The 26657-nt window shown below is 53.8% G+C and carries 23 protein-coding genes, 1 pseudogene and 1 riboswitch; of the genes and pseudogenes, 20 read left to right on the forward strand and 4 right to left on the reverse strand.

Annotated features, from left to right (window positions below; translation table 11 throughout):
- The coding region (locus tag RR877_RS06250) for a maltotransferase domain-containing protein (RefSeq protein WP_332627806.1) at positions 1–779 on the reverse strand (779 nt) is incomplete at its 3' end.
- Positions 780–819: 40 nt separating this feature from the next.
- The gene (gene glgX / locus RR877_RS06255) at positions 820–2865 is read right to left on the reverse strand and encodes a glycogen debranching protein GlgX (protein ID WP_332618983.1); all 2046 of its coding nucleotides are present in this window, start codon (positions 2863–2865) and stop codon (positions 820–822) included.
- Between the two features lie 97 nt (positions 2866–2962).
- On the opposite strand from glgX, the gene RR877_RS06260 reads away from it, so the two are divergent.
- From RR877_RS06260 to RR877_RS06350, 19 genes are all read left to right on the forward strand, one after another.
- Entirely contained in the window at positions 2963–4162 is a 1200-nt protein-coding gene (locus tag RR877_RS06260; RefSeq protein ID WP_332627807.1) for a cysteine desulfurase family protein, read from the forward strand.
- Between the two features lie 34 nt (positions 4163–4196).
- Positions 4197–4769: a DM13 domain-containing protein gene (locus RR877_RS06265; RefSeq protein ID WP_332618985.1), complete on the forward strand. Its 573-nt coding sequence runs from the start codon at positions 4197–4199 to the stop codon at positions 4767–4769.
- Positions 4770–4902: 133 nt separating this feature from the next.
- Complete coding sequence (gene mnmA, locus RR877_RS06270) at positions 4903–6015, forward strand: tRNA 2-thiouridine(34) synthase MnmA (RefSeq protein ID WP_332618986.1); 1113 nt, start codon at positions 4903–4905, stop codon at positions 6013–6015.
- Entirely contained in the window at positions 6012–8144 is a 2133-nt protein-coding gene (gene ligA, locus RR877_RS06275; protein ID WP_332551414.1) for an NAD-dependent DNA ligase LigA, read from the forward strand. Before mnmA ends, ligA begins: the two co-directional genes overlap by 4 nt.
- A gap of 80 nt (positions 8145–8224) precedes the next feature.
- Entirely contained in the window at positions 8225–9787 is a 1563-nt protein-coding gene (locus tag RR877_RS06280; RefSeq protein ID WP_332551413.1) for a type I restriction-modification system subunit M, read from the forward strand.
- The gene (locus tag RR877_RS06285; RefSeq protein WP_332618987.1) at positions 9784–10791 is read left to right on the forward strand and encodes a virulence RhuM family protein; all 1008 of its coding nucleotides are present in this window, start codon (positions 9784–9786) and stop codon (positions 10789–10791) included. Before RR877_RS06280 ends, RR877_RS06285 begins: the two co-directional genes overlap by 4 nt.
- Entirely contained in the window at positions 10788–11444 is a 657-nt protein-coding gene (locus tag RR877_RS06290; RefSeq protein ID WP_332627808.1) for a restriction endonuclease subunit S, read from the forward strand. Before RR877_RS06285 ends, RR877_RS06290 begins: the two co-directional genes overlap by 4 nt.
- 2 nt (positions 11445–11446) lie before the next feature.
- A complete protein-coding gene (locus RR877_RS06295; RefSeq protein ID WP_332627810.1) occupies positions 11447–11986 on the forward strand; it encodes a restriction endonuclease subunit S in 540 nt (179 codons plus the stop codon).
- Positions 11983–15018, forward strand: a complete 3036-nt coding sequence (locus tag RR877_RS06300; protein WP_332551175.1) for a type I restriction endonuclease subunit R — start codon at positions 11983–11985, stop codon at positions 15016–15018. The genes RR877_RS06295 and RR877_RS06300 overlap by 4 nt, the downstream gene beginning before the upstream one ends.
- Before the next feature lie 237 nt (positions 15019–15255).
- Positions 15256–15555, forward strand: coding sequence for an Asp-tRNA(Asn)/Glu-tRNA(Gln) amidotransferase subunit GatC (gene gatC, locus RR877_RS06305; protein WP_110233754.1), 300 nt, complete (start codon positions 15256–15258; stop codon positions 15553–15555).
- 2 nt (positions 15556–15557) lie between these two features.
- Entirely contained in the window at positions 15558–17066 is a 1509-nt protein-coding gene (gene gatA / locus RR877_RS06310) for an Asp-tRNA(Asn)/Glu-tRNA(Gln) amidotransferase subunit GatA (RefSeq protein ID WP_332551174.1), read from the forward strand.
- Positions 17066–18568 (forward strand): Asp-tRNA(Asn)/Glu-tRNA(Gln) amidotransferase subunit GatB, encoded by a 1503-nt coding sequence (gatB, locus tag RR877_RS06315; RefSeq protein WP_110233749.1) that lies wholly within the window; start codon positions 17066–17068, stop codon positions 18566–18568. The genes gatA and gatB overlap by 1 nt, the downstream gene beginning before the upstream one ends.
- Before the next feature lie 9 nt (positions 18569–18577).
- The gene (locus RR877_RS06320) at positions 18578–18751 is read left to right on the forward strand and encodes a hypothetical protein (RefSeq protein ID WP_162532680.1); all 174 of its coding nucleotides are present in this window, start codon (positions 18578–18580) and stop codon (positions 18749–18751) included.
- A gap of 11 nt (positions 18752–18762) precedes the next feature.
- Positions 18763–19944 (forward strand): DNA polymerase IV, encoded by a 1182-nt coding sequence (gene dinB, locus RR877_RS06325; RefSeq protein WP_332618990.1) that lies wholly within the window; start codon positions 18763–18765, stop codon positions 19942–19944.
- Positions 19910–20017, forward strand: a riboswitch (TPP riboswitch). Its footprint overlaps the gene before it by 35 nt.
- A 40-nt stretch (positions 20018–20057) precedes the next feature.
- Entirely contained in the window at positions 20058–20642 is a 585-nt protein-coding gene (locus tag RR877_RS06330) for an ECF transporter S component (protein WP_332551173.1), read from the forward strand.
- Positions 20643–22073: an ABC transporter ATP-binding protein gene (locus RR877_RS06335; protein WP_332551172.1), complete on the forward strand. Its 1431-nt coding sequence runs from the start codon at positions 20643–20645 to the stop codon at positions 22071–22073. It abuts the gene before it with no gap.
- On the forward strand, positions 22070–22828 hold the full coding sequence (locus RR877_RS06340) for an energy-coupling factor transporter transmembrane component T (RefSeq protein ID WP_332551171.1): 759 nt from the start codon (positions 22070–22072) through the stop codon (positions 22826–22828). The genes RR877_RS06335 and RR877_RS06340 overlap by 4 nt, the downstream gene beginning before the upstream one ends.
- Positions 22815–23399 carry an ATP-binding protein gene (locus RR877_RS06345; protein ID WP_332551170.1) on the forward strand — a complete coding sequence of 195 codons (585 nt, stop codon included), beginning with the start codon at positions 22815–22817 and terminating at the stop codon, positions 23397–23399. Before RR877_RS06340 ends, RR877_RS06345 begins: the two co-directional genes overlap by 14 nt.
- 9 nt (positions 23400–23408) lie before the next feature.
- Positions 23409–23669, forward strand: a complete 261-nt coding sequence (locus tag RR877_RS06350; RefSeq protein WP_110233742.1) for a hypothetical protein — start codon at positions 23409–23411, stop codon at positions 23667–23669.
- Between the two features lie 69 nt (positions 23670–23738).
- On the opposite strand, the gene RR877_RS06355 is transcribed toward RR877_RS06350, so the two are convergent.
- Positions 23739–24239, reverse strand: a complete 501-nt coding sequence (locus RR877_RS06355) for a hypothetical protein (RefSeq protein WP_332618989.1) — start codon at positions 24237–24239, stop codon at positions 23739–23741.
- Positions 24240–24601: 362 nt separating this feature from the next.
- On the opposite strand from RR877_RS06355, the gene RR877_RS06360 reads away from it, so the two are divergent.
- Entirely contained in the window at positions 24602–24859 is a 258-nt protein-coding gene (locus RR877_RS06360; protein WP_277424888.1) for a helix-turn-helix domain-containing protein, read from the forward strand.
- A 25-nt stretch (positions 24860–24884) separates the two neighbouring features.
- On the opposite strand, the pseudogene RR877_RS06365 reads toward RR877_RS06360, so the two are convergent.
- Positions 24885–26657, reverse strand: a pseudogene (locus tag RR877_RS06365) (chromosome segregation protein SMC); the annotation flags it as partial.

Below are 26657 nucleotides of genomic sequence, written 5' to 3' on the forward strand. Positions count from 1 at the left end.
TTAGGGCCCTTGCGGTTGAGCGTGCCAATGGGGTGAATAGGGGGCATATATAGAACGTTGAAGCCCATCTTCGCAACAGCAGGCAGACGTTTGGCTGCTGTGCGGAATGTGCCAGAAACCCAGGTACCGTCAGCATTCTGCTTGGCGCCTTCTGAGCGGGGGAAGAATTCATACCAGTTGGCACTACCTGCCAAGCTGCGCTCCACAAGCAGCGGGTATTCAGCAGAGAAGGTCTCCAAGCTGGAGATGGGAGCGCCCGAGAGAAGCTTGTCTACTGCCTCGCCCTCGGCCTGAGAGAATCGAACAAGGGGGTCAACATTAGTGTCGGCAAGAACCTCGGCCAAGGCCGCCAGCTTCTTGCGCGTTGCTGCCGCGCGAGAAGCTTCCTTGCTGGCACGGGCGAATAGCTGAGAGCCAATCGTGAGCATGAGTTCAACATCGATGCCCAGAGGGATCTTCACCTCAGCATTGTGATGCCAGGTGGCGTAGTCATCAGAGTAGGACTCGATAGTGAACGACCACATGCCCGCCTTGTCGGGCTGAGCAAGTGCCCTCCAGCGGTCAGTGCCAGGGGCGACGGAGGTCATCTCAATGCGACTGGACTTACCATCCGGAGCACGCAGGTGCAGAGCAACACCGATGAGGTCATGACCTTCGCGGAAACAGGTCGCACCAAAGGGCACAACCTCCCCAACATAAGCCTTGGGGGTGAGCTCAGGCACACCTAAATCAGGCGTGACATTGAGAATGGGCAAGCGTCCGATGGAGGAGGGTTCCATAAACGAAAACTAGCGCATTTTTATTGCGCTGAGGTAACGACTAATTCGCAGCGTTAAACAACAAAATCGAAGTGCCGGTGAGCTTGAAGGTTTCACCTGGACGTAGAACGCCGGGAACCTCACGTGGAGTGTGGTGGGGGCTGAACCACAGCGGCTCATAGAACTGCACACCGGGGTGCTTAGGAACCACAACAGAGGTGGGTTGTTCGGTTCCGTGAATGATCATGAGAATGCGGTTGAAATCTTCATTTTCAGGAGTGCTCGCTGCCACATACTGCAGGGTGCGGTTGTGAGGATCTTCCCAATCCTCGTTCTCCATGGTTTCACCCTGAGTGTTATACCAATCCACCTGGCTGGCGCTGGGGATGCGCTCGCCGAAGACACCAAAGCGGGTGGGGCGAATGGCAGGATGTTCCCGGCGCATCTTGGCCAAGTGCTTGGTGGTGGCCAGCATGTCCTGCTGCCATTCCTGCATCTCCCAGTTGACCCAGGTCAGGGGAGAGTCGTGACAGTAGGCGTTGTTGTTGCCGTGCTGAGTGCGACCAAACTCATCACCTGCGGTGATCATGGGGATACCTGCAGAGAGCATCAAGGTGCCCATCAGGTTACGCATGGTGCGACGACGTGCAGCAATGATGTCGGGGTTATCCGTGGGGCCTTCAACACCGTGGTTGAACGAGCGGTTGTCGTTGGCGCCATCACGGTTATCTTCACCGTTACCGATGTTGTGCTTGTAGTTATACATCGTGAGGTCGTTGAGGGTGAAGCCATCGTGTGCGGTGATGAAGTTCACCGAGGCAACCGGGCCACGTTCAGCGGAGAAGGTATTGCTGGAGCCTGCCAGGCGAGTGGCAAAGCCACCGACACCTGTCGGAGCAATGCCCGTCTCACGTGCTTGCGCGATATCTGGAAGCCAGAAGTTACGAATACGGTCGCGGTAGCGGTCGTTCCATTCGTGCCAACCGTCTGCAAAGTTTCCGGTCTGCCAACCGCCCATGCCCACATCCCAGGGCTCGGCAATGAGTTTGGTGGTGGAGAGGATGGGGTCGGTGCGGATTGCCTCAAGAAGTGGGTGCTCACGCTGGTATTCAGCGTTCTCATCGCGCCCCAGGGTCACGGCGAGGTCAAAGCGGAAACCGTCCACCTGAGTTTCTTCAGCCCAGTAGCGCAATGAATCCAGAATGAGCTGCTGAACGACAGGCTTGGATGCGTTGAGTGAATTTCCGCACCCTGTGGTGTCGATGTAATTACCGTCTTCGTCTTGGCGGTAGTAGGAAGCGTTGTCGAGGCCGCGGAAGCTCAGGCGAGGACCGCCCTTGCCTTCCTCTGCAGTGTGGTTGTAGACCACGTCAAGAATGACCTCGAGACCTGCCTCGTGCAGATCCTTGACCATCTGCTTGAACTCACGCAGAACAGCAGAAGGTCCCTCTTCGCGAGCAGCCTTGGTGGCATAAGCGTTGTGAGGAGTAAAGAAGTTGAGAGTGTTGTAACCCCAGTAGTTGGTTACACCCTGACTCAGCAGGTGCTCCTCGGAGAGGTAGGCATGAACGGGAAGGAGTTCCACAGCCGTGACACCGAGTTCCTTGAGGTAGGTCGTCATGGCTTCGTGACCCAGACCTGCATAGGTTCCACGAAGTTCGAGAGGAACACCGGGGTGCATCTTGGTCAAACCGCGCACGTGAGCTTCATAGATCACGGACTGGTCGAGAGGAGTCTGTGGCTTCTTCGTAGTTCCCCAGTCGAAGCTGGTGTCGACCACAACAGAGCGCCACTGGTTTCCTACGCGGCTCAGGCCCTTGGCATAGGGATCTACTAGAAGTTCTTCGGCAGAGAAAGAATCCCGTGGTCCAGCAGGACCCCACGCCTGCAACGCATATTCAGCACCGGGCACCAGCAGGCCACTGCTGGTGGACCACATGCCACCCTTGCCCTTGACCAGGGAGTGACGCTCAGCAATGTGTGCACTGCCGGGAGCGTCATAGATCAGAACATCAATTCCCTCAGCGGTGTCGCTAAAAACCTTGAGCTCGCCACCGCTACGGGTTGGCCGCACGCCAAGGTTCTTCAGTGATGGAGGGATAGACACTCGAAATAGACTAGCCAGATAGATTGCCTTCGTGTTTCGCACACGTAGGTGAGCCCTTAAACATTTTGTTCACACGTTCTTCGAAAGGGGTGTTGTCATGGTGGCATATCTTGACCACGCAGCATCAACACCCGTGCGTCCTGAAGCTGCCAAGGCCTTTACAGACGCGTTGGCGCACGCAGGAAACCCCAGCTCTGTTCACCGTCATGGTCAAGCAGCGCGTGCCCTTGTGGAAGACGCCCGTGAATACCTTGCAACAGTCCTAGGTTGCCAGCCCATTGAAGTCATCTTCACCTCGGGCGGCACGGAATCCATCAACCTTGCACTAGTTGGACTATTTCGTGCTGCTGTGGAGAAAGACGCCAAACGCAACCGCATCGTGGTTCCTGAAGCAGAACACCATGCCACCCTCGACACAGTGCTTTGGCTGCAAGAGCATGAAGGTGCTGTGCTGGAGTGGATTCCCGTCGACAAGCTCGGGCGCATCGACGTCACTGAGCTCTCAGACACTCTCGAACGCGCGGGGAAGTCGGTAGCTCTCGTCACCATGCTCTGGGCCAACAACGAAGTAGGCACCATCCAACCCGTGGCAGAGATTGCCGCGCTCGCCGCAGAACACCACGTGCCACTTCACATCGATGCCGTCTCAGCATTCGGACATATCCCGGTGAACTTTGCCCAGATCAGAACAGACTCAGGAGCCCAAGGAAATACGGGTCTGGTCGCCCTGAGTATTTCCGGGCACAAATTCGGTTCTGTGCCTGGCGTGGGAGCACTCGTTGTGAGTCGCGAAGCACAATTAGAGCCCATGATTCACGGTGGTGGCCAGCAACGTGGCCTACGCAGTGGAACTCTCGATGCTCCCGCTATTTCCTCGATGGCCATCGCGGCACTTGTCACCGATAAAGCATTCGAAAACGAACATGCTCGTCTGATTTCACTCCGCGATGCCACTATCGCAAAGATTCAGGAACTTGTTCCCGACGCTGTACTCAGTGGCGATCCAGAAGATCGGCTCGATAACAACGTGAACTTCACCTTCCCCGGTTGCCAGAGCGACTCCTTGTTGTTCTTGCTGGATGCCATGGGTGTCTCGGTGTCGACCGGTTCTGCCTGCCAGGCAGGAGTGGCGCAACCCTCTCACGTGCTCTTGGCTATGGGGCATGACGAACGCGGTGCGTCTTCTGCACTGCGTATTTCACTCGGTCACACCACCAAGCAAGAAGAACTTGATGAGTTCCTTGCCGCGTTGCCTGACGCCGTTGAGCGTGCACTCCAAGCGGGAACGACTATCTAGGGGATTACTCAGCCCACGCGGTTAGGATTCCACAATGAGATTCAAGCCAAGTAAAGCAGCTGTCATTATCGCCGCGGTTCTTTCGGTAATTGGGCTTGTAATAGCCGGTGCATATTTTCAGCCTTGGCAGTTGTTCACCAACACTCAAGTAGATGAGGCATTTCCAGGTTCGAATCAAACATCAAGTTCAGGAAGCGCTTCTTCTCAAAGTCCGGGTCCAGTTACATCCGCACAATCAGAAGTAACTACATATCCGTTGGTGTTAGCTCAGGGAACATTTATTTCACATGAACACCCCACAACGGGAACTGTCACCATCTTTGAAAATTCTGATGGAACCCGAACGCTCAGAATTGACGACCTCAACACCACAAATGGGCCACAACTCGAGGTGTGGCTCACCGATGCACCTGTGATTGACGGGGTTGACGGATGGAGCGTTTTTGATGACGGTAAATACGTCAATTTAGGCTCACTCAAAGGCAATATCGGAAGCCAGAACTATGAGATCCCGGCGGATGTGAATCTAGACGAATTCACATCGGTATCCATCTGGTGCGCACGGTTCTTTGTGTCTTTTGGTGCTGCTGAACTCAATAAGCTCTAAGGCGGATGATGAGCCTCACGACTTCGGGGCATATGGGCTTGCAGATGCCTGAATGCTTGAAACAGCTCGGAGCGCTCTTGGAGCTCATCCAGTCTGTCAAGTTGTTTGCTTCTCGACCGCTTAAACTTGAATCATGCGAGTTCTAGCGGCAATGAGTGGTGGAGTTGACTCCGCCGTTGCTGCTGCGCGCGCTGTTGAGGCCGGTCACGACGTGGTCGGTGTTCACCTTGCATTGAGCCGTATGCCCGGCACCCTCCGCACTGGTGCTCGAGGCTGCTGCACCATCGAAGACTCGATGGATGCACAGCGTGCTGCCACCATGCTCGGTATTCCTTATTACGTATGGGACTTCTCAGAGCGCTTCAAGGCCGACGTGGTCGATGACTTCATTGCTGAATATCAGGCTGGTCGCACGCCGAACCCTTGCATGCGCTGCAACGAGAAGATCAAGTTTGCTGCGCTGATGGAGAAAGCGATTGCCCTGGGCTTCGATGCTGTCTGTACCGGGCACTACGCCAACGTTGTTCCTGATGCCAACGGCAACCTCGAATTGCACCGCGCTAGTGCCTGGGCAAAGGATCAGTCCTATGTCTTGGGTGTGCTGACAAGCGATCAATTAGCTCATGCAATGTTCCCACTGGGGGACACCCCCTCGAAGGATCTCATTCGTGCGGAAGCAGCTGAACGTGGTCTGAGCGTTGCGCAGAAGCCCGATAGTCACGACATTTGCTTCATTCCAGATGGAGACACACGTGGTTGGTTAGCTGACCGCGTCGGCATCACCGAAGGTGACATTGTCGACACCGAAGGAAACAAGCTCGGCACTCACGAAGGAACCCCCGGTTTCACCATCGGTCAGCGCAAGGGACTCCACATCGGAACCCCTGCACCAGATGGTCTTCCACGCTTTGTGCTGGAGATCCGTCCCAAGACCAACACCGTAGTGGTGGGCCCCAAGGAAGCACTCGACATTATCGAGATTGCTGGCACCAGCTTCACCTGGTGTGGGGAACCACAGGAAAACCCTGAAAACGAATTCGATGTTGAAGTGCAGATTCGTGCACACGCAGATCCCGTACCTGCTGTTGCGCAGCTGGTTGGTGACGAACTCATTGTTCGCCCCGCCAACCCGCTCAACTCGGTAGCTGCCGGGCAAACTGCCGTCATTTATGTCGGCACTAGGGTTCTGGGGCAGTTCACGATTGCACGAACAGTGAGTGACTTGAATGTTGTGGCCACCGCATGAGCGAGGATGCGCTCTTCGGAGATGACCTCGAGATCGCCGTGGAAGCACCAGTAAGTGACTTCGAGAAAGCACAGCACGAAGCTGAAGAACTCACAAGCAAGATCCTTGACGCTCGAGATGCCTATTACGAACGCGATGAGAGTCTCATTGCCGACCTCGAATACGACGCACTGATACAACGCTTGGAAGAGCTCGAGCGCCTCTATCCAGAACTTCAAGGCCAAGACAGCCCCACGCTCTCTGTTGGGGGCAAGGCCACCGAACTCTTTGCTCCGGTCACTCACGCAGCTCGCATGATGAGCCTGGACAATGTCTTCTCGGAAGAACAGTTCATGGACTGGGCAGCCCGCATCAAGAAAGACACCGGGCGTGAGGTCAATTATCTCTGCGAACTGAAGATCGATGGCCTCGCAATCAATCTGCGCTACGAAAACGGAAAGCTCGTCTCTGCTGCCACCCGTGGCGACGGTGTTGTTGGTGAAGACGTCACCGCCAATGTGCTGACCATCAAGTCCATTCCCATCACACTTTCTGGAACAGGACATCCTGCACTTGTTGAAGTGCGCGGAGAAATCTTCTTTCCCGTAGAAGCATTCCGAAAATTGAATGTGGAACTGGCTCAAGCAGGTGAGAAGGTCTTTGCCAACCCCCGTAATGCGGCCAGTGGTTCCCTGCGACAAAAGGATCCTGAGAAGACCGCAACCAGGCCATTGAGCATGCTGGTGCACGGTATTGGCGCGTGGGAAGACGCTCCTGTTCCCACGCAGTCTGAAGTGTATGAACTCTTGAAGAGCTGGGGGCTGCCCACCTCTACCCATTACCGCGTAGTGAGCTCCGCAGCTGATGCTGCAGCGTTTATTCGTGAAATGGGTGCCGCAAGAGACTCTGTTGAGCACGAAATCGATGGCATCGTGATCAAGGTCGATGACATGGCCACCCAGCGAGAGCTGGGAGCAACATCGCGTGCACCACGCTGGGCTATTGCTTACAAATACCCACCAGAGCAGGTCAATACCAAGCTGGTCGATATTCGCGTCAGCGTGGGCCGCACGGGACGTGCCACGCCCTATGCGGTCGTCGAGCCCGTTAAAGTTGCGGGTTCAACCGTTGAGTTCGCCACCCTCCACAACCAAGACGTAGTCAAGGCGAAGGGTGTGCTGATCGGTGACACCATTGTCATCCGCAAGGCCGGAGATGTCATTCCGGAAGTTCTCGGTCCCGTGCTGGAGCTGCGTGATGGCACCGAGCGTGCTTTTGTCATGCCCGAAGGTTGCCCAGAGTGTGGTGCAAAGTTGGCACCGGCTTCCGAAGGCGACATTGATCTACGTTGCCCCAACCAGAAGAGCTGCCCCGCTCAGGTTCGTGGCCGTGTGGAACACATTGGTTCACGTGGAGGACTCGACATTGAAGGCCTCGGAGAAGTAGCTGCAACGGCTTTGACCAACCACAAAGATGGCGAAGAGCCACCCCTCGCCACTGAAGCTCACTTGTTTGCGTTGACGCTGGACGAGCTCAAGCAGGTTCCCTACTTTGTCAATGCAGACGGCACTGAGTCCAAGAATGCAGTGGAACTCATTGCGAACCTAGAACTGGCTAAGACCAAGCCGCTGTGGCGCTTGCTCGTATCGCTCAATATTCGGCACGTTGGACCAGTCGCAGCCCGAGCACTGGCAAACCACTTTGGATCTCTAGATGCCATTCGTGCAGCCAGTATCGATGAGCTCGCTGCCGTTGATGGCGTGGGCGCCATCATTGCTGAGTCGCTGACTAATTGGTTCCAGGTTGATTGGCATCAGGACATCATTGCGCAGTGGAAGGCTGCAGGTGTTCAGTTCGAAATCCCTGGCCACGCAGGTCCGGGTGCTGTGATTGAGATTGACGGTCCTTGTTCAGGACTCACCATTGTTGCCACGGGCTCCCTCGAGGGCTTCACGCGTGACGGTGCGCAAGAAGCCATCATTGCTGCTGGTGGAAAGCCCGCATCGAGTGTGTCGAAGAAGACAGACTTTGTTGCTGCTGGACCCGGTGCTGGATCCAAGCTCACCAAGGCAGAAGAACTGGGTATTCCTGTGTTGGACGCTGACGGTTTCAAGAAGCTGCTTGCTGAAGGGCCTGAGTCGGTTTCATAAACCAATACCAATGGGCTTTGTAAAGATGCGGTGTCCGTGGCCAGAACTACGATGTAGATACCAGAACAACAGGGGGCAACATGAGTCGCGATGATGAACGCGCTGAGCTACACAAGACTATTTGGGCTATTGCCAATGATCTGCGTGGTGCTGTGGACGGTTGGGACTTCAAAACCTACGTTCTAGGAACCTTGTTCTATCGCTTCATCTCTGAAAACCTCACTGCTTACCTGAATATCCAGGAACGCAAAGCAGGTGACCAGAACTTTGACTACGCAACTCTCAGCGATGAAAGCGCAGAGTTTGGTCGCGTTACCACTGTTGAAGAAAAGGGCTTCTACATGTTGCCCAGCGAACTTTTCATCAACGTTCGAAGAAATGCAAAAGCTGATCAGAACTTGAACGAGACTCTCAGTCGAATCTTTACAAACATTGAAGCTTCAGCTGTTGGAACTAAGAGCGAAAACGACCTTAAGGGTCTTTTTGACGATTTAGATGTTAATAGTTCCAAACTGGGTAACACCGTTGCCCAGCGCAATGAGCGACTTGTCAAGCTGCTGGATAAAGTCGGTGAGCTCAAGCTCGGAAACTACGCCGATAACAGCATCGATGCCTTCGGTGATGCCTACGAATACCTCATGACGATGTATGCCTCGAGTGCTGGCAAGTCCGGTGGTGAATTCTTCACCCCACAAGAAGTTTCCGAACTCTTGGCACGCATCACACTCGTTGGAAAAGAAGAAGTCAACAAGGTCTACGACCCAGCTTGTGGTTCAGGTTCCCTCCTTCTCCAATACGCCAAGGTTCTAGGTAAAGAAAACGTTCGTGATGGCTTCTATGGCCAAGAGCTCAACCTCACGACCTACAACCTGTGCCGAATCAACATGTTCCTTCACGACATCAATTACGAGAAGTTCGATATCGCACTGGGGGATACCCTCACCGAGCCAGCGCACTGGGATGACGAACCATTCGATGCGATCGTTTCTAACCCTCCCTACTCAACCAAGTGGGAAGGTGATAGCAACCCGCTGCTCATCAACGACCCACGCTTTGAGCCTGCAGGTGTCCTAGCCCCCAAAGGTGCTGCTGACCTTGCTTTCACCATGCACATGCTTAGTTGGCTCTCTGTTAACGGCACGGCTGCAATTGTTGAGTTCCCTGGTGTGATGTATCGCTCAGGTGCAGAGCAGAAGATTCGCAAATACCTGATCGATAACAACTACGTGGATGCAGTAATCCAGCTCCCGGTGGATTTGTTCTTTGGAACCACCATCGCCACCTGCATCTTGGTACTTAAAAAGTCCAAGAACGATAACAAGACGCTTTTCATTGACGCTTCTGCTGAGTTCACACGCACGGGCACGAAGAACAAGCTGACAGTAGAAAACCGCGCCAAGGTCCTAGATGCATTCGTTGCTCGTGAAGACGCTGAGTACTTTGCACGCCTGGTTGATAACAGCGAGATTGCAGAGAACAACTACAACCTCTCAGTATCGAGCTATGTCATTAAAGAAGACACTCGTGAAGTCATCAACATTGTTGAACTCAACGCTGAGATTGAACGAATTGTCAGCCGACAGGCTGAGTTGCGTACACAGATTGATGCGATTGTGGCTGATCTCGAAGGCAGCGTTTCATGAGTGAGTCTACCGCAAATGAAATATTGATTTACACTCGCGAAGATGGCACACCTGCAATCAACGTTCGTCTAGATGATGAAACAATCTGGGTTACTCAAGCTCAACTTGTTGAGCTGTTCCAGTCTTCAAAAGCTAATATCAGCGAGCACATCAGCAACGTTTTTGATGAAGGGGAACTTGACCAGGATGCAGTTGTTCGGGAATTCCGAACAACTGCCGCAGATGGCAAGAGCTACAGCGTCAATCATTACAACCTCGACATGATCATCTCTGTCGGTTACCGGGTCAAAAGCAAGACAGCAACACAGTTCCGCATCTGGGCGACCAAAGTTCTTCGCGACTACTTGGTCAAGGGTTTTGCCATGGACGATGACAAGCTCAAAAACCTGGGTGGCGGTGATTACTGGCGTGAACTCCTCACCAGAATCAGAGATATTCGCAGCAGCGAGAAAGTTCTTTATCGCCAAGTACTTGATCTCTATGCAACCAGTATTGATTACAGCCCTAGTGCCGCTGAATCAAAAGAATTCTTCGCCATCATTCAGAACAAACTTCACTTTGCCGCTCACGGCCAAACAGCAGCAGAAGTGGTGTTCGAACGCGCAGATTCGTCAGCTCCCAACATGGGACTTACATCTTTCTCTGGTTCTAAGCCACTTAAGTCTGAAGTTGCAACGGCAAAGAACTACCTGAACGAACAAGAGTTGACCAAGCTCAACACCCTTGTATCTGCCTACTTTGATGCAGCTGAATTCCGTGCACAAAACCAAGAACCAACTCGGATGGCAGATTGGTTGGCTCATCTGGATCGACTCATTGGAGCAATGGACGCACCCTTGCTCTCAAACGCCGGAAGCGTGAGTAAGTTGCAGGCATCAGTTAAAGCAGAAGCCGAGTATGAACTATTCCGCAAGCAGCTCGATGAGCTTCCTTCAGAGGTTGAGAACGCCTACCTGGAGACAATCAAGCGTGCTCAGAAGGATATTGCTGGGGGTGTTTCGTGAGCCGGATTGATCAGCTTATTGCTGAGCATTGTCCTGATGGGGTGCCTTTTCTCAAAGTTTCAGAAGTATCTTTCAAATCATCAAATATTAAGTGGTCTCAAGTAGGTGTCGAAAAATATCGCTATATCGACCTTTCATCGGTAGACAGATCTACCCGTGTTATCGGCGATGCAGCAGAAATCAATGCAGATAATGCTCCAAGTAGAGCACAACAAATTGTTCAGTTTGGCGATGTTATTTTTGCTACGACCCGACCTGCGCAAATGCGTTGGACAGTAATCCCTGTTGAATTTGACGGTCAAATTGCTAGCACTGGCTATTGCGTCATTCGACCAAATACAGAATTCATACTCACAAATTTTCTTGCGCACCTTCTTGATTCAGATCGATTTCGACGTTACATCGAGTTGAACCAGGTTCCAGGGAACTATCCTTCAATTCCGGATAACCTTGTGAGATCTTTTGAAATTCCAGTTCCGCCAATGGCTATCCAAATTGAAATTACAAGCATTCTGGATGCTATGACTTCGCTGCAAGCGGAGCTGCAAGCGGAGCTGCAAGCGGAGCTTGCAGCTCGACGTTCTCAATATGAGTTCTACCGTGACGCTCTTTTGAACTTCAACGACTCAAATACCCCCCCTGGAAGTCGGTAAGAGTGAGTGATGTCGCTTCTATTTCGCGCGGAAAAGTAATGTCGAAAGACTTTGTGAGGGACAACCCAGGAACTTATCCTGTTTACTCTTCTCAAACTCAGAACAATGGAATCTTTGGCTATATTGACAGCTTTGCATATGATTTTGAGTCAATAACTTGGACAACTGATGGGGCAAATGCTGGTTCTGTTTTTTATCATGAGGGCGAAAAATTCAGTATTACGAATGTCTGTGGACTAATTCGAACGACTAATCCCAACCAGGTTTCAACAAAATATCTTTTTTACCAACTTGGTTATAGGGCAAAGTCACATGTGCAAGCAGGAATGGGAAACCCCAAGTTAATGGCAGGCCCTGTGGGTGAAATTACTTTTCCACTTCCAGAACTAGTTGAACAAGAACGAATTTGCGAAATTCTTGATAACTTTGACGCTCTCGTCAACGACATTTCCATCGGTCTGCCTGCCGAAATCAAAGCCCGTCGCCAGCAATACGAGTACTACCGTGACCAGCTCCTTTCCTTCAAGGAGCTAGCTGCGTGAGTAACTCCGGGGGAGCAGAGAAGGTACTTCGCTATGACACCATTGCAGTCAGTAGCGAAAGCACTGTTGTTTCTGAATATGTGCCAGATGCAAAGAAGCAGGTTGAGTATCAGAGTGAAGCTCAGTTGGAAGCTGAATTCATCAAGTTGCTTCAGAGCCAGGCTTATGAATTCCTCGCAGTTACTGATTCAGAAGGATTAGTTGCAAACCTTCGCGTTCAACTGGAACTGCTGAACGGAATCACCTTTAGTGATTCAGAATGGTCGACATTCTTCACGGAAAAGATTGCAAATGAAACAGCTGGCATCGTGGACAAGGCTGCGATCATCCAAGAAGATCACGTTCAGTTACTGCGCCGTGAAGATGGCTCCGTCAAAAACATTTACTTGATAGATAAGCAAAACATTCACAACAACCGCCTTCAGGTGCTGAATCAGTACGAGGTCGAAGGCAAGCGCGCGAACCGTTACGACGTCACTGTCCTTGTGAATGGTTTGCCATTAGTTCACATTGAACTCAAGCGCCGTGGTGTGGAGTTGCGTGAAGCGTTCAACCAAATCAATCGTTACCAGCGCGAGAGTTTCTGGGCTGACAGTGGCCTGTTTGAATACGTTCAGCTGTTTGTCATTAGCAATGGCACGTATACGAAGTACTACAGCAACACCACTCGTAATCAGCATTTGAAAGAAGCAGTTGCGCAGGCTGCTGCTAAGAGAACCTCTAACAGCTATGAGTTCACCAGCTGGTGGGCAGATGCCAGTAACAAGCCCATTACAGACCTGGTGAGCTTTACTAAGACGTTCTTTGCCAAGCACACCTTGCTGAACATCCTTACGAAGTACTGCGTGTTTACTTCTGATCGCATGCTTCTTGTGATGCGCCCCTACCAAATCGTGGCTACGGAACGCATTCTGCAGAGAATTGTGACTTCGGGGAACAGCAAGACTTTGGGAACCCTTGAAGCCGGTGGATATATCTGGCATACCACGGGTTCGGGTAAGACTCTGACGAGCTTCAAGACCGCCCAACTGGCCAGCCGTATGGCTGAAGTGGACAAGGTGTTGTTTGTTGTGGACCGGAAGGACCTCGACTACCAGACCATGCACGAGTATGACCGCTTCGAAAAGGGTGCTGCAAATTCCAACACTTCTACTCGAATTTTGCAGCAGCAAATCGAGGATCCGAACAAGCGCATTATCGTCACCACGATTCAAAAGCTGAGCAACTTCGTTGCTCGCAACAAGCAGCACGAAGCATATTCAGGACGCTTCGTATTGATTTTTGATGAGTGTCACCGTTCTCAATTCGGTGACATGCACACCGAAATCAAGAGAAACTTCAAGAACTACAATCTCTTTGGCTTCACAGGAACGCCTATCTTTGCCGATAACGCATCGACTGGCGGAAATCCCACGCTCAAGACAACCGAGCAGGCCTTTGGCAAGAAGCTCCACACCTACACAATCGTCGATGCCATCACGGACAAGAACGTTCTTCCTTTCCGTATTGACTATGTGAACACGGTGAAGTTACCCAAGACGGTGACTGATAAGAAAGTCCGTGCAATTGACACAGAGAAGGCGCTGCTGGCTCCGGAGCGTATTGCCAAGGTTGTTGAATACATGCGCGAACATTTTGATCAGAAAACGCAACGCAATCAGACCTATGCGCTCAAAGAGCGCCGCGTGGCGGGGTTCAATTCACTTTTCGCTACAGCGTCTATTGATGCAGCTAAGCGTTACTACCTTGAATTTGCTCGCCAGCAAGAATCACTTCCTGCAGCTCAGAAGCTGAAGGTGGGAATCATATTCAGCTTCGCTGCAAATGAAGATGTTGAGGGCGAAGGAATTCTGCCCGAGGAGCAGTTCGAAACTGATGGCCTTGATCAAAGTTCGAGAGATTTTCTTGAACAGGCCATTACTGATTTCAATACAACATTTGGTCAAAACTGGGACACATCGTCTGACGGGTTCCAGGGGTATTACAAAGACCTTTCACGCAGACTAAAAAACCGAGAAATTGATCTCGTCATCGTGGTGAACATGTTCTTGACTGGTTTTGATGCCACCACGTTAAACACGCTCTGGGTGGATAAAAACCTTCGTCAGCACGGCTTGATTCAGGCCTATTCACGAACTAACCGCATTCTGAATTCGGTGAAGACTTACGGAAACATCGTCAGCTTCCGTGACCTTGAGGAAGCTACGAACGAAGCTATTGCTTTGTTTGGGAACAAGGATGCCGCTGGAGTAGTTCTGCTTCGTCCATATCGCGAATACATGGACGAATACTCGAAGCTTCTTGCAGAGCTTTCTCTTGAGTTTGAACCAGGTCAGTTGGTAGTTGGAGAACAGGACCAGAAGCGTTTTGCAGAGCTGTGGGGCGCCATTCTGCGACTTCGGAACATCCTTGTTGCGTTTGATGAGTTCTCTTCTGATGACTCATTGACGCCGTTTGTTATCCAGAATTACCAAAGTACGTATCTTGAGATTTATGCAACGCTCAAGCGTGATACAGATGCCGATAAAGAATCAATTCTTGACGACGTTGAGTTTGAAATTGAACTCGTCAAACAGATAGAAATCAACGTTGATTACATCCTGATGCGCGTCAAGAAGTATCAAGAGAGTCGCGGTGATGGCGAGGGAGACAAAGAGATCCGCGCCGATGTGATGCGTGCAGTGGATTCCAGTTACACCCTGCGCAGTAAGCGCGATCTCATTGAAGCTTTCATCAATTCCTTAAATCTTGAAAGCGACGTCGATAACAACTGGCGCGACTTCATTCAAGCCCAGCGTGAAAAAGAGCTAGAAGCGCTCATTCTTGAAGAAAATCTGAACGCGACAGAAACGCGTACCTTCGTTGATCGCTCGTTCCGAGATGGTGTTGTGAAGTCTTCTGGCACGGCAATCACCAAGATCCTGCCACCCGTTTCACGTTTCAGCCCAGGGGCTCAACATGGGTTGAAGAAACAAACTGTAATTGAAAAGCTCGAAGCGTTCTTCGAACGATATTTCGGGCTGGGTAGTTAGTGCCGAATGTGGCACCCATGATTTTTTACGTTTGTGAATGGAGTGGGGAAAGTTAGTTCGCCAAATAATTTGCATAAGCCTTAACCCCTGAATTTGCTGGGATTTCAAGGCAACGTGTAAAAAATATGCCTAATTTTTTTACACGTTATGTAAATGTGTAAAGCCTTTTTCAAATCTATTTTTCAAGTTTAGGCTCACGGTCAAGAGGGGACTGAGCCCCCGGTAAACTTGTGCCTTATGTCTGACATTTCTGCCGAGCAGGTACGCCACCTGGCTAACTTGGCCCGTATTGACCTTTCCGACGCGGAAATCGCGACGATGACCACTGAGTTGGGCCAGATCATGGAAGCTGTAGCTTCTGTACAGGCCGTTGCCACGCCTGACGTGCCAGCAACCAGCCACCCCATTCCGTTGAAGAACGTTTACCGTCCCGACGTGGTCGCTGATGTGATTCCAACTGACAAGGCACTGGCTTCTGCTCCTGAGCACGATGGTTCGCGCTTCAAGGTGTCAGCAATTCTGGGGGAGGAGCAGTAATCATGTCTGACCTCATTCACAAGACCGCTGCCGAGCTCGCAGAGATGCTTGCTGCCGGAACCACAACTTCTGTGGAAATCACCCAGGCACACCTCGACCGCATTGCAGCAGTCGACGGTGCTCTCAACGCTTTCTTGCACGTGAACGCTGCTGTGTCACTCGAGGCTGCCAAGGCGTCAGATGCACGCCGTGCTGCAGGAGCATCGCTCAGCCCCCTTGATGGTGTTCCCATCGCCATCAAGGACGTGTTGGTCACCACCGACATGCCCTCGACTTCCGGTTCCAAGATCCTCGAAGGCTGGATGTCTCCCTATGACGCCACCGTCGTGACTAAGGTGCGCGAAGCAGGACTTGTCCCTCTTGGCAAAACCAACATGGACGAATTCGCTATGGGTTCCTCTACTGAGCACTCGGCATACGGTCCTACTCGTAACCCGTGGGATCTCGACCGTATTCCTGGTGGTTCTGGTGGTGGCTCGGCAGCCGCTGTGGCCGCTTTTGAAGCGCCTTTGGCCCTCGGTTCTGACACCGGTGGTTCTATCCGCCAGCCAGCTCACATCACGGGCACTGTGGGCGTCAAGCCCACCTATGGTGGTGTTTCTCGCTATGGCGCTATCGCTTTGGCTTCCAGTTTTGACCAGATTGGGCCGGTTACCCGCACCGTTCTGGACTCTGCACTTCTGCACGACGTGATCAAGGGCCACGACGTGCACGACAGCACTTCGCTCAAGGACGAATGGCCTTCCTTCGCAGATGCAGTGAAGAACGCCGACGTCAAGGGTCTCAAGATTGGTGTTATCGAGCAGCTCGATGGCGAAGGCTTCCAGCCTGGTGTTCTTGCTCGTTTCCACGAGTCTCTAGAACTTCTCAAGGCAAACGGTGCCGAGATTGTGAACGTTTCGCTTCCCAGCCTTGCTCACGCCGTTGCTGCGTATTACTTGATTCTTCCTGCGGAAGCATCCAGCAACCTGGCCAAGTTCGACTCCGTTCGCTTTGGTCTGCGCGTACAGCCAGAAGGCGGCGGAACAGTCGAGCAGGTTATGTCCACTACTCGTGAAGCAGGTTTCGGCGCTGAAGTAAAGCGCCGCATCATCTTGGGCACTTACGCGCTTTCTGCTGGCTACTACGACGCGTATTACGGTTCTGCTCAGAAGGTGCGCACGCTCGTGCAGCGCGACTTTGCGGACGCCTTTAGCAAGGTTGATGTCTTGGCTTCACCGACTGCGCCCACCACCGCGTGGAAGCTCGGCGAACAGCTCGATGACCCCGTAGCTATGTGGCGCGGAGATATTGCAACTATTCCTGCCAATATGGCCGGTATTCCTGGAATCAGCGTTCCTGCTGGTCTCGCAGACGAGGACGGATTGCCTGTCGGCATCCAGTTCCTCGCACCTGCTCGTGAAGATGCGCGCCTCTACAACGTCGGCGCGGCACTCGAAGCTCTGCTGGAGCAGAAGTGGGGCCACACCCTGCTGAGCCAAGCACCAGAACTCAAGGGAGGAGCGCTCTAATGGCTAAAGCAAAGCTCATGGATTATGACAAGGCGCTCGAACTGTTCGAACCCGTTCTCGGTTTCGAAGTTCACGTGGAGCTCTCCACCAAGACCAAGATGTTCTCGGCTGCTCCCAACAACTTTGGTAGTGAGCCCAACACCAACATCACTCCCACCTGCTTAGGTTTGCCTGGTTCACTTCCTGTCGTGAACGAAGAAGCTGTCCGCTACTCCATCAGCTTGGGCCTTGCCCTGGGCTGTGAGATTGCAGAATCTTCTTCCTTCGCACGCAAGAACTACTTCTACCCTGACCTCGCGAAGAACTACCAGATCTCACAGTTTGATGAGCCCATCGCGATCAACGGAAACGTGGAAGTAGAGCTGCCTAACGGTCGCATCATCCAGGTCGACATTGAGCGTGCTCACATGGAAGAAGACGCGGGAAAGCTCACTCACGTGGGTGGTTCCACCGGTCGTATCCAGGGCGCTGAATACTCCCTCGTGGACTACAACCGTGCTGGTGTTCCCCTGGTGGAGATTGTGACCCGCATGATTGAGGGCGCCGAACACGACGCCCCTGAACTGGCTAAGGCATATGTTGCGACCATTCGCGACATCGTTCTGGCTCTCGGTATCTCTGACGCCAAGATGGAACGCGGAAACCTGCGTTGTGACGCAAATGTGTCGCTGCGTCCTCGTGGTTCTGACAAGCTTGGCACCCGCACCGAAACCAAGAACGTGAACTCGCTGCGTTCGGTTGAGCGTGCAGTGCGCTATGAAATTCAGCGCCAGGCACAGATTCTCTCTGAGGGTGGAACCATCATCCAGGAGACTCGCCACTGGCACGAAGACACTGGTGCAACCAGCGCTGGCCGTCCCAAGTCAGACGCTGATGACTACCGCTACTTCCCTGAGCCAGATTTGCTTCCAGTAGTGCCAGACCCAGCTCTGATTGAAGAGTTGCGTGCAGCACTTCCCGAGAAGCCAGCTGAGCGCCGTCGTCGCCTCAAGGCTGAGTGGGGATTCACCGACCTGGAGTTCCAGGATGTGGTGAACTCTGGTCTGCTCAACGAGATTACTGAGACGGTTGCAGCAGGCGCTACACCTCAGGCAGCACGTAAGTGGTGGACGGGTGAGATTGCTCGTTTGGCTAACGCAGCTGAGGGTGATGCCGGTATCGACATCACTCCAGCACAGGTTGCAGAACTACAGCAGCTCGTGGATGAGGGCACTCTGACTGACCGTTTGGCTCGTCAGGTCCTCGAAGCTGTTGCTGCCGGCGAAGGTTCACCACGTGAGATTGTGGAGACCAAGGGTCTTGCTGTGGTCAGCGATGACGGCGCTTTAATCGCCGCCATCGACGAGGCACTTTCCGCTCAGCCGGATGTCCTCGAGAAGATTAAGGACGGCAAGGTTCAAGCTGCAGGCGCGGTAATTGGCGCTGTCATGAAGGCAATGCAGGGCAAAGCTGATGCGGCACGCGTTCGTGAACTCGTGCTTGAACGAGCTGCTGCGCTCTAAACTGTAATCATGCGCATCGTTGAATTTATTGTTTCGTTCGCCCTGCTGGTAGCAAGCTTCTGGCTTATGGGTGCAGCGTTCACTCCTGAGTTTGCTGGCTACGAACTAGTCACCTTCACCGCCGGAATCATCGCTTTCACCTTGTCGTTTGGCTTGCCCATGCGTCGCTTCCTGAAGGCATAATTACCTCCTCGATTCTTCATGTCGACATGGACGCGTTCTTCGCGTCTGTGGAGGTATTAGACAGGCCAGAGGTGCGCGGCAAACCCGCTGTTGTTGCCCATGATTCACCGCGCTCTGTGGTGACCAGTGCCACCTATGAGGCTCGTGCTTTAGGCATTCGTTCGGCGATGCCGTTGACGAATGCCAAGCGTCTTGTTCCGAACGTCATTGTTTTGGAACCCCACTTTGAGAAATACCGTCATTACTCGCGCCTGGTGATGAAGGTGTTCAATGACTTCACACCATTGGTGGAGCAACTGTCTATTGATGAGGCATTCCTTGATGTCTCTGGAGCCATCAAGATCTTTGGCACGCCAGAAGCGATTGCTCGACAGATCAAGCAACATGTGCTGGAAGAAACAGGTTTGCCCTGTTCTGTGGGGGTGGCCAGCACGAAGTTTGTCGCCAAGCTAGCCTCCACCAAATCCAAACCCAATGGGCTCTTGGTTGTTCCCGAAGAAGACACTCTGGAATTCCTGCACCCTCTGCCGATTGATGCCCTGTGGGGTGTGGGGAAGAAGACGGCGGACGTGCTCCATAAGCGTGGACTGCACACAGTTGCTGATGTGGCCCACTCGCCAGAGCAAAGTCTGATCTCAGCACTGGGGCAAACTGCTGGTTCTCACCTCTATGCGCTGGCTTGGGCGCGTGATCCTCGCCCGGTGAATACCGAAAAAGCAGATAAGTCCATCGGGAAAGAACACACCTTCAATGAAGATGTGACTGATCTGGAGAAACTCAAAGCCACGTTGTTATTTCAGGCCGACCATGTTGGAGCCCAGCTGCGCAAAGCGCAGCTCGAGGCTCGAACAATCGGTCTCAAGGTCACTTTCTCTGATTTTGAATCCTTGACGCGTTCGCGCACTCTTCCAGAAGCCACGAGCGTGGGCAGAGAGATTCACAAGATTGTCTGTGAGCTACTTGATGACCTACGCATTGGTGGTCGTGCTGTTCGATTGATTGGCGTTCGTTCCGCTGGGCTTGTTGTAGCAGGTGGGCAGCAGTTGTCTCTCTGGGAAGACGATGTCGACCCTTGGAAAGATGCCGAGATTGTGATTGATCAGGTCGAAAAGAAGTTTGGCCCAGCTAGTGTCCGTCCAGCCTCATTACTGCGTAAGATAGAGCCCACACGGGAGTCCGGTACACCGGGCTGAGAGGGAAGTTTCGTAACTTCCGACCGTCGAACCTGATCTGGATCATGCCAGCGCAGGGAGGCATTCTCAATGAATAATCCCGTGCCCTCATTTCAACTGAAAGGGGCACGAAAGTGCACGCAACACCTGTTAACAAGTTCCGCTGGCGAACCGTCGATATTGTCGTGGCAAGCGTTATCGGAGTCGCTTCTGGAATCATCTTCTGGGCATGGGGGCTGGCCTATGGGCCACTCTCTGCAGCTCTGGCGGCAACGCCAGGCCTGACCGCCCTGCTGGGCGGTGGCTGGCTCTTCGCTGCCGTGCTCGGCGGACTCATCGTGCGCAAGCCCGGTGCTGCCATCTATACCGAACTCATCGCGGCAACCGTCTCGGCTTTAATCGGGAGCCAATGGGGTTTTGGAACGCTGATGTCAGGACTGGTTCAGGGACTTGGCGCTGAGTTGGTCTTTGCCCTTTTCCTCTATGCCAACTGGAACGTGTTCACAGCTGTTCTGGCAGGCGCAGGAGCTGGTGTTGCGATGAGCATCAATGACTTGGTTGTCTGGTACCCCGGTGTTGACGCAGGATTCCAGGCTGTCTACGTCATCTGCGGCATCATTTCTGGTGCTGTTCTTGGTGGCTTGGTTCCTTGGTTCATTGTGCGCGGGCTCGCCCGCGCTGGTGCACTCAGCAGATTCGCTGCGGGACGCCAGAACTAAGTGGCAACACTTTCAGCGCAGGGGTGGGGTTGGCAGTTCGCTGCCCGCCCTGCTCCAGCGTTGACCAACATCTCCTGTGAGGTGAATGCGGGGGAGAGAGTCCTCCTGCTGGGGGCTTCCGGTGTCGGAAAGAGCACTCTGCTGCGAGCTCTCGCAGGCGTACTCGGTGAAGATGAAGGCACCCAGAGTGGCTCTCTTCACATCAACGGAGCTGCCCCGGAGCAGTCTCGTGGAACTGTGGGGCTTGTTCTTCAAGACCCTGAGAATCAGGTCATCCTGGAACGCGTCGGCGACGATGTCGCCTTTGGGTGTGAGAATCTCGGTTTTCCTCGAGAAGAAATCTGGGAACGGGTTGATGAAGCTCTCGGGTTAGTGGGGCTTCATGTTCCATTAAGCCATTCCACCTCAACACTCTCAGGTGGTCAGAAACAACGTTTGGCCTTGGCGGGTGTTCTCGCCATGAAGCCAGAAATCATTGCCCTGGATGAGCCCACGGCAAACCTTGATCCGGCAGGAGCAAGAGCACTCAAGGAGGCAGTCACAACAGTGGCAAAGGCCACTGGTGCCACCATCGTGATGGTGGAACACCGAGTTGATCTCTGGTGGGACTTTGCCACTCGAATCATTGTTCTGGGAGCTGAGGGTGTGCTGTGGGATGGAGCACCTCTCTCGTTGCTCCCAGAAACTGCTTCGGTATTAGAAGCCTCCGGGGTATGGCTGCCACACACTCAGATTCCACGTGCTCCGAAACACACAGGTTCACCGGTGCTCCTCACGGCGCAGAACCTGTGTGCTGGATATCCAGGAAGCACACAATCCACTCAACCCGTGAATGTGAATATTCGTGCCGGCGAGATACTGGCCATTACAGGAGCCAATGGTGCTGGAAAAACAGCACTGGCATTGACCTTGGGCGGACTCATCCCTGCCCAGAGTGGAGCGGTTGTTGCTTCTACTGAACTCCAAACTTCTGCCAGGTCATCAAATCCGTACTCCTGGCGCTCTCGCGAGCTGCTCACGAGAATCGGTAGCGTCTTCCAAGCACCCGAGCAGCAATTCATTGCTGCCACTGTTCGTAATGAACTCTCTGCTGGTCCTCAGGCTCAGGGGCTGTCGCAGAACGAAATTGACGTTCGAGTCGAGGAGCTCCTCGAACGACTGCACCTTTCTGAACTGGCCGATGCGCATCCCTTCACTCTTTCTGGTGGCCAACAGCGCAGGCTCTCTGTGGGAACAGCTTTAGCCACAAAACCTCGCTTGCTGATCCTGGATGAGCCCACATTTGGCCAAGATGCCGTGACCTGGGCAGAAATGGTCTCGTTGTTGAGGGAACTTCGTGCCGAAGGCCACGGCATTGTTGCCATTACTCACGATGAAGCTTTTGTTCAGGCTGTTGCCGACACCGTGCTGGAGTTGGGCGGTGAGAAATGACAACGATAAGTCCTCTGGCGAAGTTGTGTGCTGCCGCAATCCTCGGCGTTGTTCTCCTGCTCACGCTTGATCCTGTGTCTGCCGTGGTTGCGTTGGTCTTCGAGCTCGCACTGCTGCCTTGGGCAGGTGTGCCCGCGCGAAGACTTCTCAGGATTCTCTCCCCTCTCTTGATCGCAGCTCCCTTCGCTGGGCTCGCGGGTTTGCTCTATGGCAGAGATGAGGGTGATGTCGTTCTTGTTGTCGGTCCTTGGAATATCTCCAAAGGTGAGGTGGCCTTAGCTGTCACCGTCACTCTCAGAATTCTTGCTGTAGCGCTTCCTGCGGTCGTTCTGTTCGCCACGACAGACCCCACCGATCTTGCAGATGGCCTAGCGCAGTTGTGGAAATTGCCTGCCCGCTTTGTCATAGGAGCACTAGCAGCTATCCGCATGTTGGGGCTCATGCGACAGGACTGGCAGATGCTGCGCTTAGCTCGTCGTGCCCGTGGTGTTGCTGACGGTGGTGGGCCCATTGCCGCACTGGGAAGACTGGGGAATCAGGCCATGGCGCTGCTGACGATTGCGGTGCGCAGAGGAAGTCTGCTTGCAACTGCTATGGAAGCCCGTGCTTTTGATGCTCCTGTACAACGAACCTGGGCCAGAGTGGTCAGATTCACTCCCAGAGATGGGTGGTTCGTTGTGGGAGCGGCAGGTATTGCAATTATTGCTGTCATGATGGCGGTTATGACTGGAGCGTGGAACTTTGTTATCTCCTGATCTTTCACAGATCACGGCTCATATTCATGAGCGTGCTCTGGCCTATGACGACGCGGTCAAGCACGACCGTCGTGCTCCCGCGCCCACCTTCCTCATTGATGGCCCGAGTGGGTCGGGGAAGACCACGCTCGCTGCGGAGATTGAGCAGCACTGGAACTCTGCAGTGAAGCTTCAGGTGGTTCATATGGATGACCTCTACCCAGGCTGGGATGGCTTGGCGGAAGGGGCTGCCAAAGCCCTTGCAATGCTCACCGAGCGAGCCACAGGTGCTGACACACACTGGCAGCGCTATGACTGGAAAACCGGATCATTCGCAGAATGGCATTCTGTGGACTCACTCGAACCATTGCTCATTGAAGGGTGTGGTTCTATGTCTCAGGAGAGCCAGTCGCTCTCTCAAGTGCGCATTTGGCTTGATGCTGAGACAGAACTGCGCAGAGAACGAGCACTCTCACGGGTGGGTGAGAACTTTGCTGAACACTGGACTCAGTGGGATGCCCAGTTTGAGAACTTTATCTCTCTCCACAACCCCCGGGCCATAGCGACCTTAGAAGTCTCCGCAAGCGAGTAATCTAGAAGTATGACTACTTCAGATCGCACCGACGTCTACTTCACCGCCGAGTTCGTTGACGGCCCTCTTGCAGGAACCGCAGAAGAGCGCGTTCTTGTTCGTGGAACCCACGATGAAAAGCTCAGCGAGGTTGCACTCGTCGACGGTATTGAGTCCATCTTCCGTTACTTCGCCGTGGACACCCGCGAAGTTGCTGGCAAGCTCCACGTTCGTTACACCTTCAACGAACCTGCAAGCGACACCTACACCTCGGAAGACGAGAACGAGTAAACGTTCCCCTCAGACAACGACAAAACCCCGGAGCTGTTGCTCCGGGGTTTTGCTGTAAGTAAAGAAGGCTTAAGAAGTCTCTTCTGGCTGTGTGAGGGCTTCTGCGATCTGATGAATTTCGTGGGCCTGCTTCTTCGAGGTGCGGCTCAGCACGATGAATACAGCTGCCAGAACAGCGACAATTATTCCGGCAAGAATGTTGCCAGCAAGTGCTGAGAATATGAGTACGGAAACAAACAGAATTACTCCAGCGATAACGCTAAAAATACGTGCGTTCTGGAGTTTCTTTCGTGAGTTCTTGTCGTAGTTCTCAGCTAAGAGGATGAGGCCAGAATTGGTCTCCGGTTCTGACTCAACAACTTCTTCCTTTACGTCAGCTTCGGTGACGGGAAAAGAGGAATCGCGCAGAATGCGGACAAACCGATCAGGAATGGGCGTGCTGAAGTCAACGGGCTCCAGAACATAGTTGGGGTCAGCGCGATCTTCATTAGGCGCTAGAAAACCGTTCAACAGTTGATCGAGATTGTCGCCGCTGTTCACAGCATCGCCATTCACAGAATTTCGTGCCACGTTGGTTGCCCCCAGTTAAACTTCCTGTTCGAAATCATACAGGGGTTAACACCTCGTCATTAAGGGGTAAATAACCTAGAAAAATGGGAATTGAGTTTTCTCAGTGAATAACAAAAGCCCGGAGCTTAGAGCTCCGGGCTTTCATTTATTTGGGGTGCCTAAGTAGCACGTTTGGCAACTTTGTCCCCAAGACAAAAACCCTGGTCAACCGCCTGTTGCGAGGCGTCTATCAGGTGTCCAGACGGCCCCAGAGTGGCGCTCCGAGGGATGATCGGGGGCCTGTCGTGAGGACTATCGAGACGGCTCAAACTTTTCTCACCGCCTCCGAGGTGGACCGGCTCGTCGGTGACTACCTGGCCGGGATGAGTGTGAAGTCCCTAGCCGAACGGTATGGCATCCACCGCTCCACCGTGTTCTCCCACCTCCGCCGTCGCAACGTGCCGAGCCGCCGCCCAGGGCTCTGCCCCGACGAGAGAGCCGAGGCTGTGCGCCTCGCCCGAGCGGGAGTCTCGATGAGGGCGATCGCTCGTCGGATGGGTGTAGACCGCAAGGCCGTACGCGCAGCGTTGGTCGAGGCTGGTGTCATTATGGACGGCGGGCCGAGCGCATCTCATCGGTGACACACAAGCCATGGAGACCTAGGGATCAGGACAGCTCGGGGAACGCTTCGTATTTGTGTCGCCGATTGTCGAACGCTGGCTTGGTTCCTTCGAGGATGTTGAGCGCGAACTTCGCCACGTCGAGTTCGGCGATGCTTCCACTGCTTACCGTGAAGCGTCGATCGTTCATTTGGCAGTGCACGATCTGGTCGGCATCACCGACGACGGCGAGGTTGGCGTTGTGAGTAACGACGATCGTCTGTCGGCGTCCTGCGGCTTCATGAATTGCTGGTACGAGCTTGGACGCGATGGTCTCGTTGTCGAGGTTCTCCTCAGGTTGATCCAGCAACAACGGAGTAGTTCTCCGGTCCACGACAAGGTAGAACAGCGCGAGCACGAGACCACGCTGTCCGGGTGACAGCTGGGAGAGCGGTAGCCCGTCACCAGTGAGGCCGAAGCGGACCTCCAGCCAGGACAAGTCGAACATGCTCAGTAGGAAATCGTCGATCGTCGTGTTGCTGCGGAGTGCGGTTGCTGGGTTCCGGTACTCGCCCCCTGCTTCTCCGCGTTCGTGCTCTAAACGCTCGAATGCCTCATGGAGTTGGGCCGCGAGCTGGTCCCAGCTCGTGTCCTCAACGCGCTGTGGAAGGTCGATAAGCCAGTCGGAGAACTCGCCGTTCTTGCGCCCGTCCAAGCCGGCTGCGACACTCCTCCATCCGGGGAGAATACGTAGTTCGGCGTTGAACTCAAGTCCTGCGTTCTTGACCACATCGGACTGTGCGATGAACGTGGACGCCGGAGTGTACAGACTCTCAACCGCGCGCAACTGCGCTTCCAGTGCTTCGTGGACGCGGCGTGAACACAGCATGATCTCGTCACGCAGTTCAGACATCTTCGTCGGCGCTTCGCCGATACGGCGTAGCAAGGATGAGAGTCCAGCATGAGACTCCTCGTCATCCTCGTCGCCTATAAGCGCCGCAACCCGTTCCTCTGACTGGAGGACTCGTTGTCGGGCGCGTTCACGTGCACTGTCGGCCGCGGCGAGCGCATCTGCGTTCTCGCGCCTCGCCTGTTCCTGCACTTCGAGGTCCTGATCGATCTGATCGCGCTCTCGCTTCAGGGCGGCGAGAGACTCTTCCTCGGTCGCGCGCCAAGTCTGGTATCTCCCAGCGTCGACAGTCAGCTGGAGATAGGGGCTCTCGGCTCTTCCACCGCCAAGAAGGGCCTCCGCCTCGCTGTTCAGCGAGGCAACGTCGGCTTGAATCGCTTCTGTCCGGTGAGCGATCGCTTCCATTCCGCTGAGCCGCTGGCGTGACTTGGCCTGTTGCTGTTCGTTGGCACTTCGGCGGGTCGCCAGTTCAGACCGCGAAGCCTCAATCTGCTCCGAGCGCTGCATCAGCCCAGCGAGGTGCCCGTCATCCTTGCTTGCAGTGTCCATCTCAGCGAGCGCGGCCTTGGCAGTTTCGAGGTCCTTCCTCGCCGCGTCAATATCAGCCTGCTTGAGGTCCAGACGACTCTGGACTTCGGGTGCTTGATTGCTTGCCCGGAAGGCGGCGATCCCGACATAACCACGTACCGCAGTCCGCAGCTCTGCTCGGAGCCTCGTCAGGTCGTCTTGGGAGGTTCGAGTCTTCTGGGTCAAGAGGGCGTCGAAGGTCTTCTCGCCAGCGCGTTCCTCCTCCGGGATGTGAGTGAAGAGGACTGTACGAAGCTCGCGTTCGAACTCGTCTGCGTCGTCTGCCGCTTGGTCAAGGTTGCACACTCGCTCGACGAACATCTGGGGCAGGTACTCGACCAGCACCGGGGTCGCGTTGTCGTG

Source organism: Aurantimicrobium sp., from assembly GCF_036667855.1.
Classification (GTDB): domain Bacteria; phylum Actinomycetota; class Actinomycetes; order Actinomycetales; family Microbacteriaceae; genus Aurantimicrobium.

What these genes read in the sequence shown, in the direction of transcription:
- RR877_RS06260 (WP_332627807.1), top strand. Translation starts at nt 2,963, where the DNA reads ATGGTGGCATATCTTGACCACGCAGCATCAACACCCGTGCGTCCTGAA.
- gatB (WP_110233749.1), top strand. Translation starts at nt 17,066, where the DNA reads ATGGCTAAAGCAAAGCTCATGGATTATGACAAGGCGCTCGAACTGTTC.
- mnmA (WP_332618986.1), top strand. Translation starts at nt 4,903, where the DNA reads ATGCGAGTTCTAGCGGCAATGAGTGGTGGAGTTGACTCCGCCGTTGCT.
- gatC (WP_110233754.1), top strand. Translation starts at nt 15,256, where the DNA reads ATGTCTGACATTTCTGCCGAGCAGGTACGCCACCTGGCTAACTTGGCC.
- RR877_RS06285 (WP_332618987.1), top strand. Translation starts at nt 9,784, where the DNA reads ATGAGTGAGTCTACCGCAAATGAAATATTGATTTACACTCGCGAAGAT.
- RR877_RS06265 (WP_332618985.1), top strand. Translation starts at nt 4,197, where the DNA reads ATGAGATTCAAGCCAAGTAAAGCAGCTGTCATTATCGCCGCGGTTCTT.
- RR877_RS06340 (WP_332551171.1), top strand. Translation starts at nt 22,070, where the DNA reads ATGACAACGATAAGTCCTCTGGCGAAGTTGTGTGCTGCCGCAATCCTC.
- RR877_RS06320 (WP_162532680.1), top strand. Translation starts at nt 18,578, where the DNA reads ATGCGCATCGTTGAATTTATTGTTTCGTTCGCCCTGCTGGTAGCAAGC.
- RR877_RS06350 (WP_110233742.1), top strand. Translation starts at nt 23,409, where the DNA reads ATGACTACTTCAGATCGCACCGACGTCTACTTCACCGCCGAGTTCGTT.
- ligA (WP_332551414.1), top strand. Translation starts at nt 6,012, where the DNA reads ATGAGCGAGGATGCGCTCTTCGGAGATGACCTCGAGATCGCCGTGGAA.
- RR877_RS06360 (WP_277424888.1), top strand. Translation starts at nt 24,602, where the DNA reads ATGAGTGTGAAGTCCCTAGCCGAACGGTATGGCATCCACCGCTCCACC.
- RR877_RS06280 (WP_332551413.1), top strand. Translation starts at nt 8,225, where the DNA reads ATGAGTCGCGATGATGAACGCGCTGAGCTACACAAGACTATTTGGGCT.
- gatA (WP_332551174.1), top strand. Translation starts at nt 15,558, where the DNA reads ATGTCTGACCTCATTCACAAGACCGCTGCCGAGCTCGCAGAGATGCTT.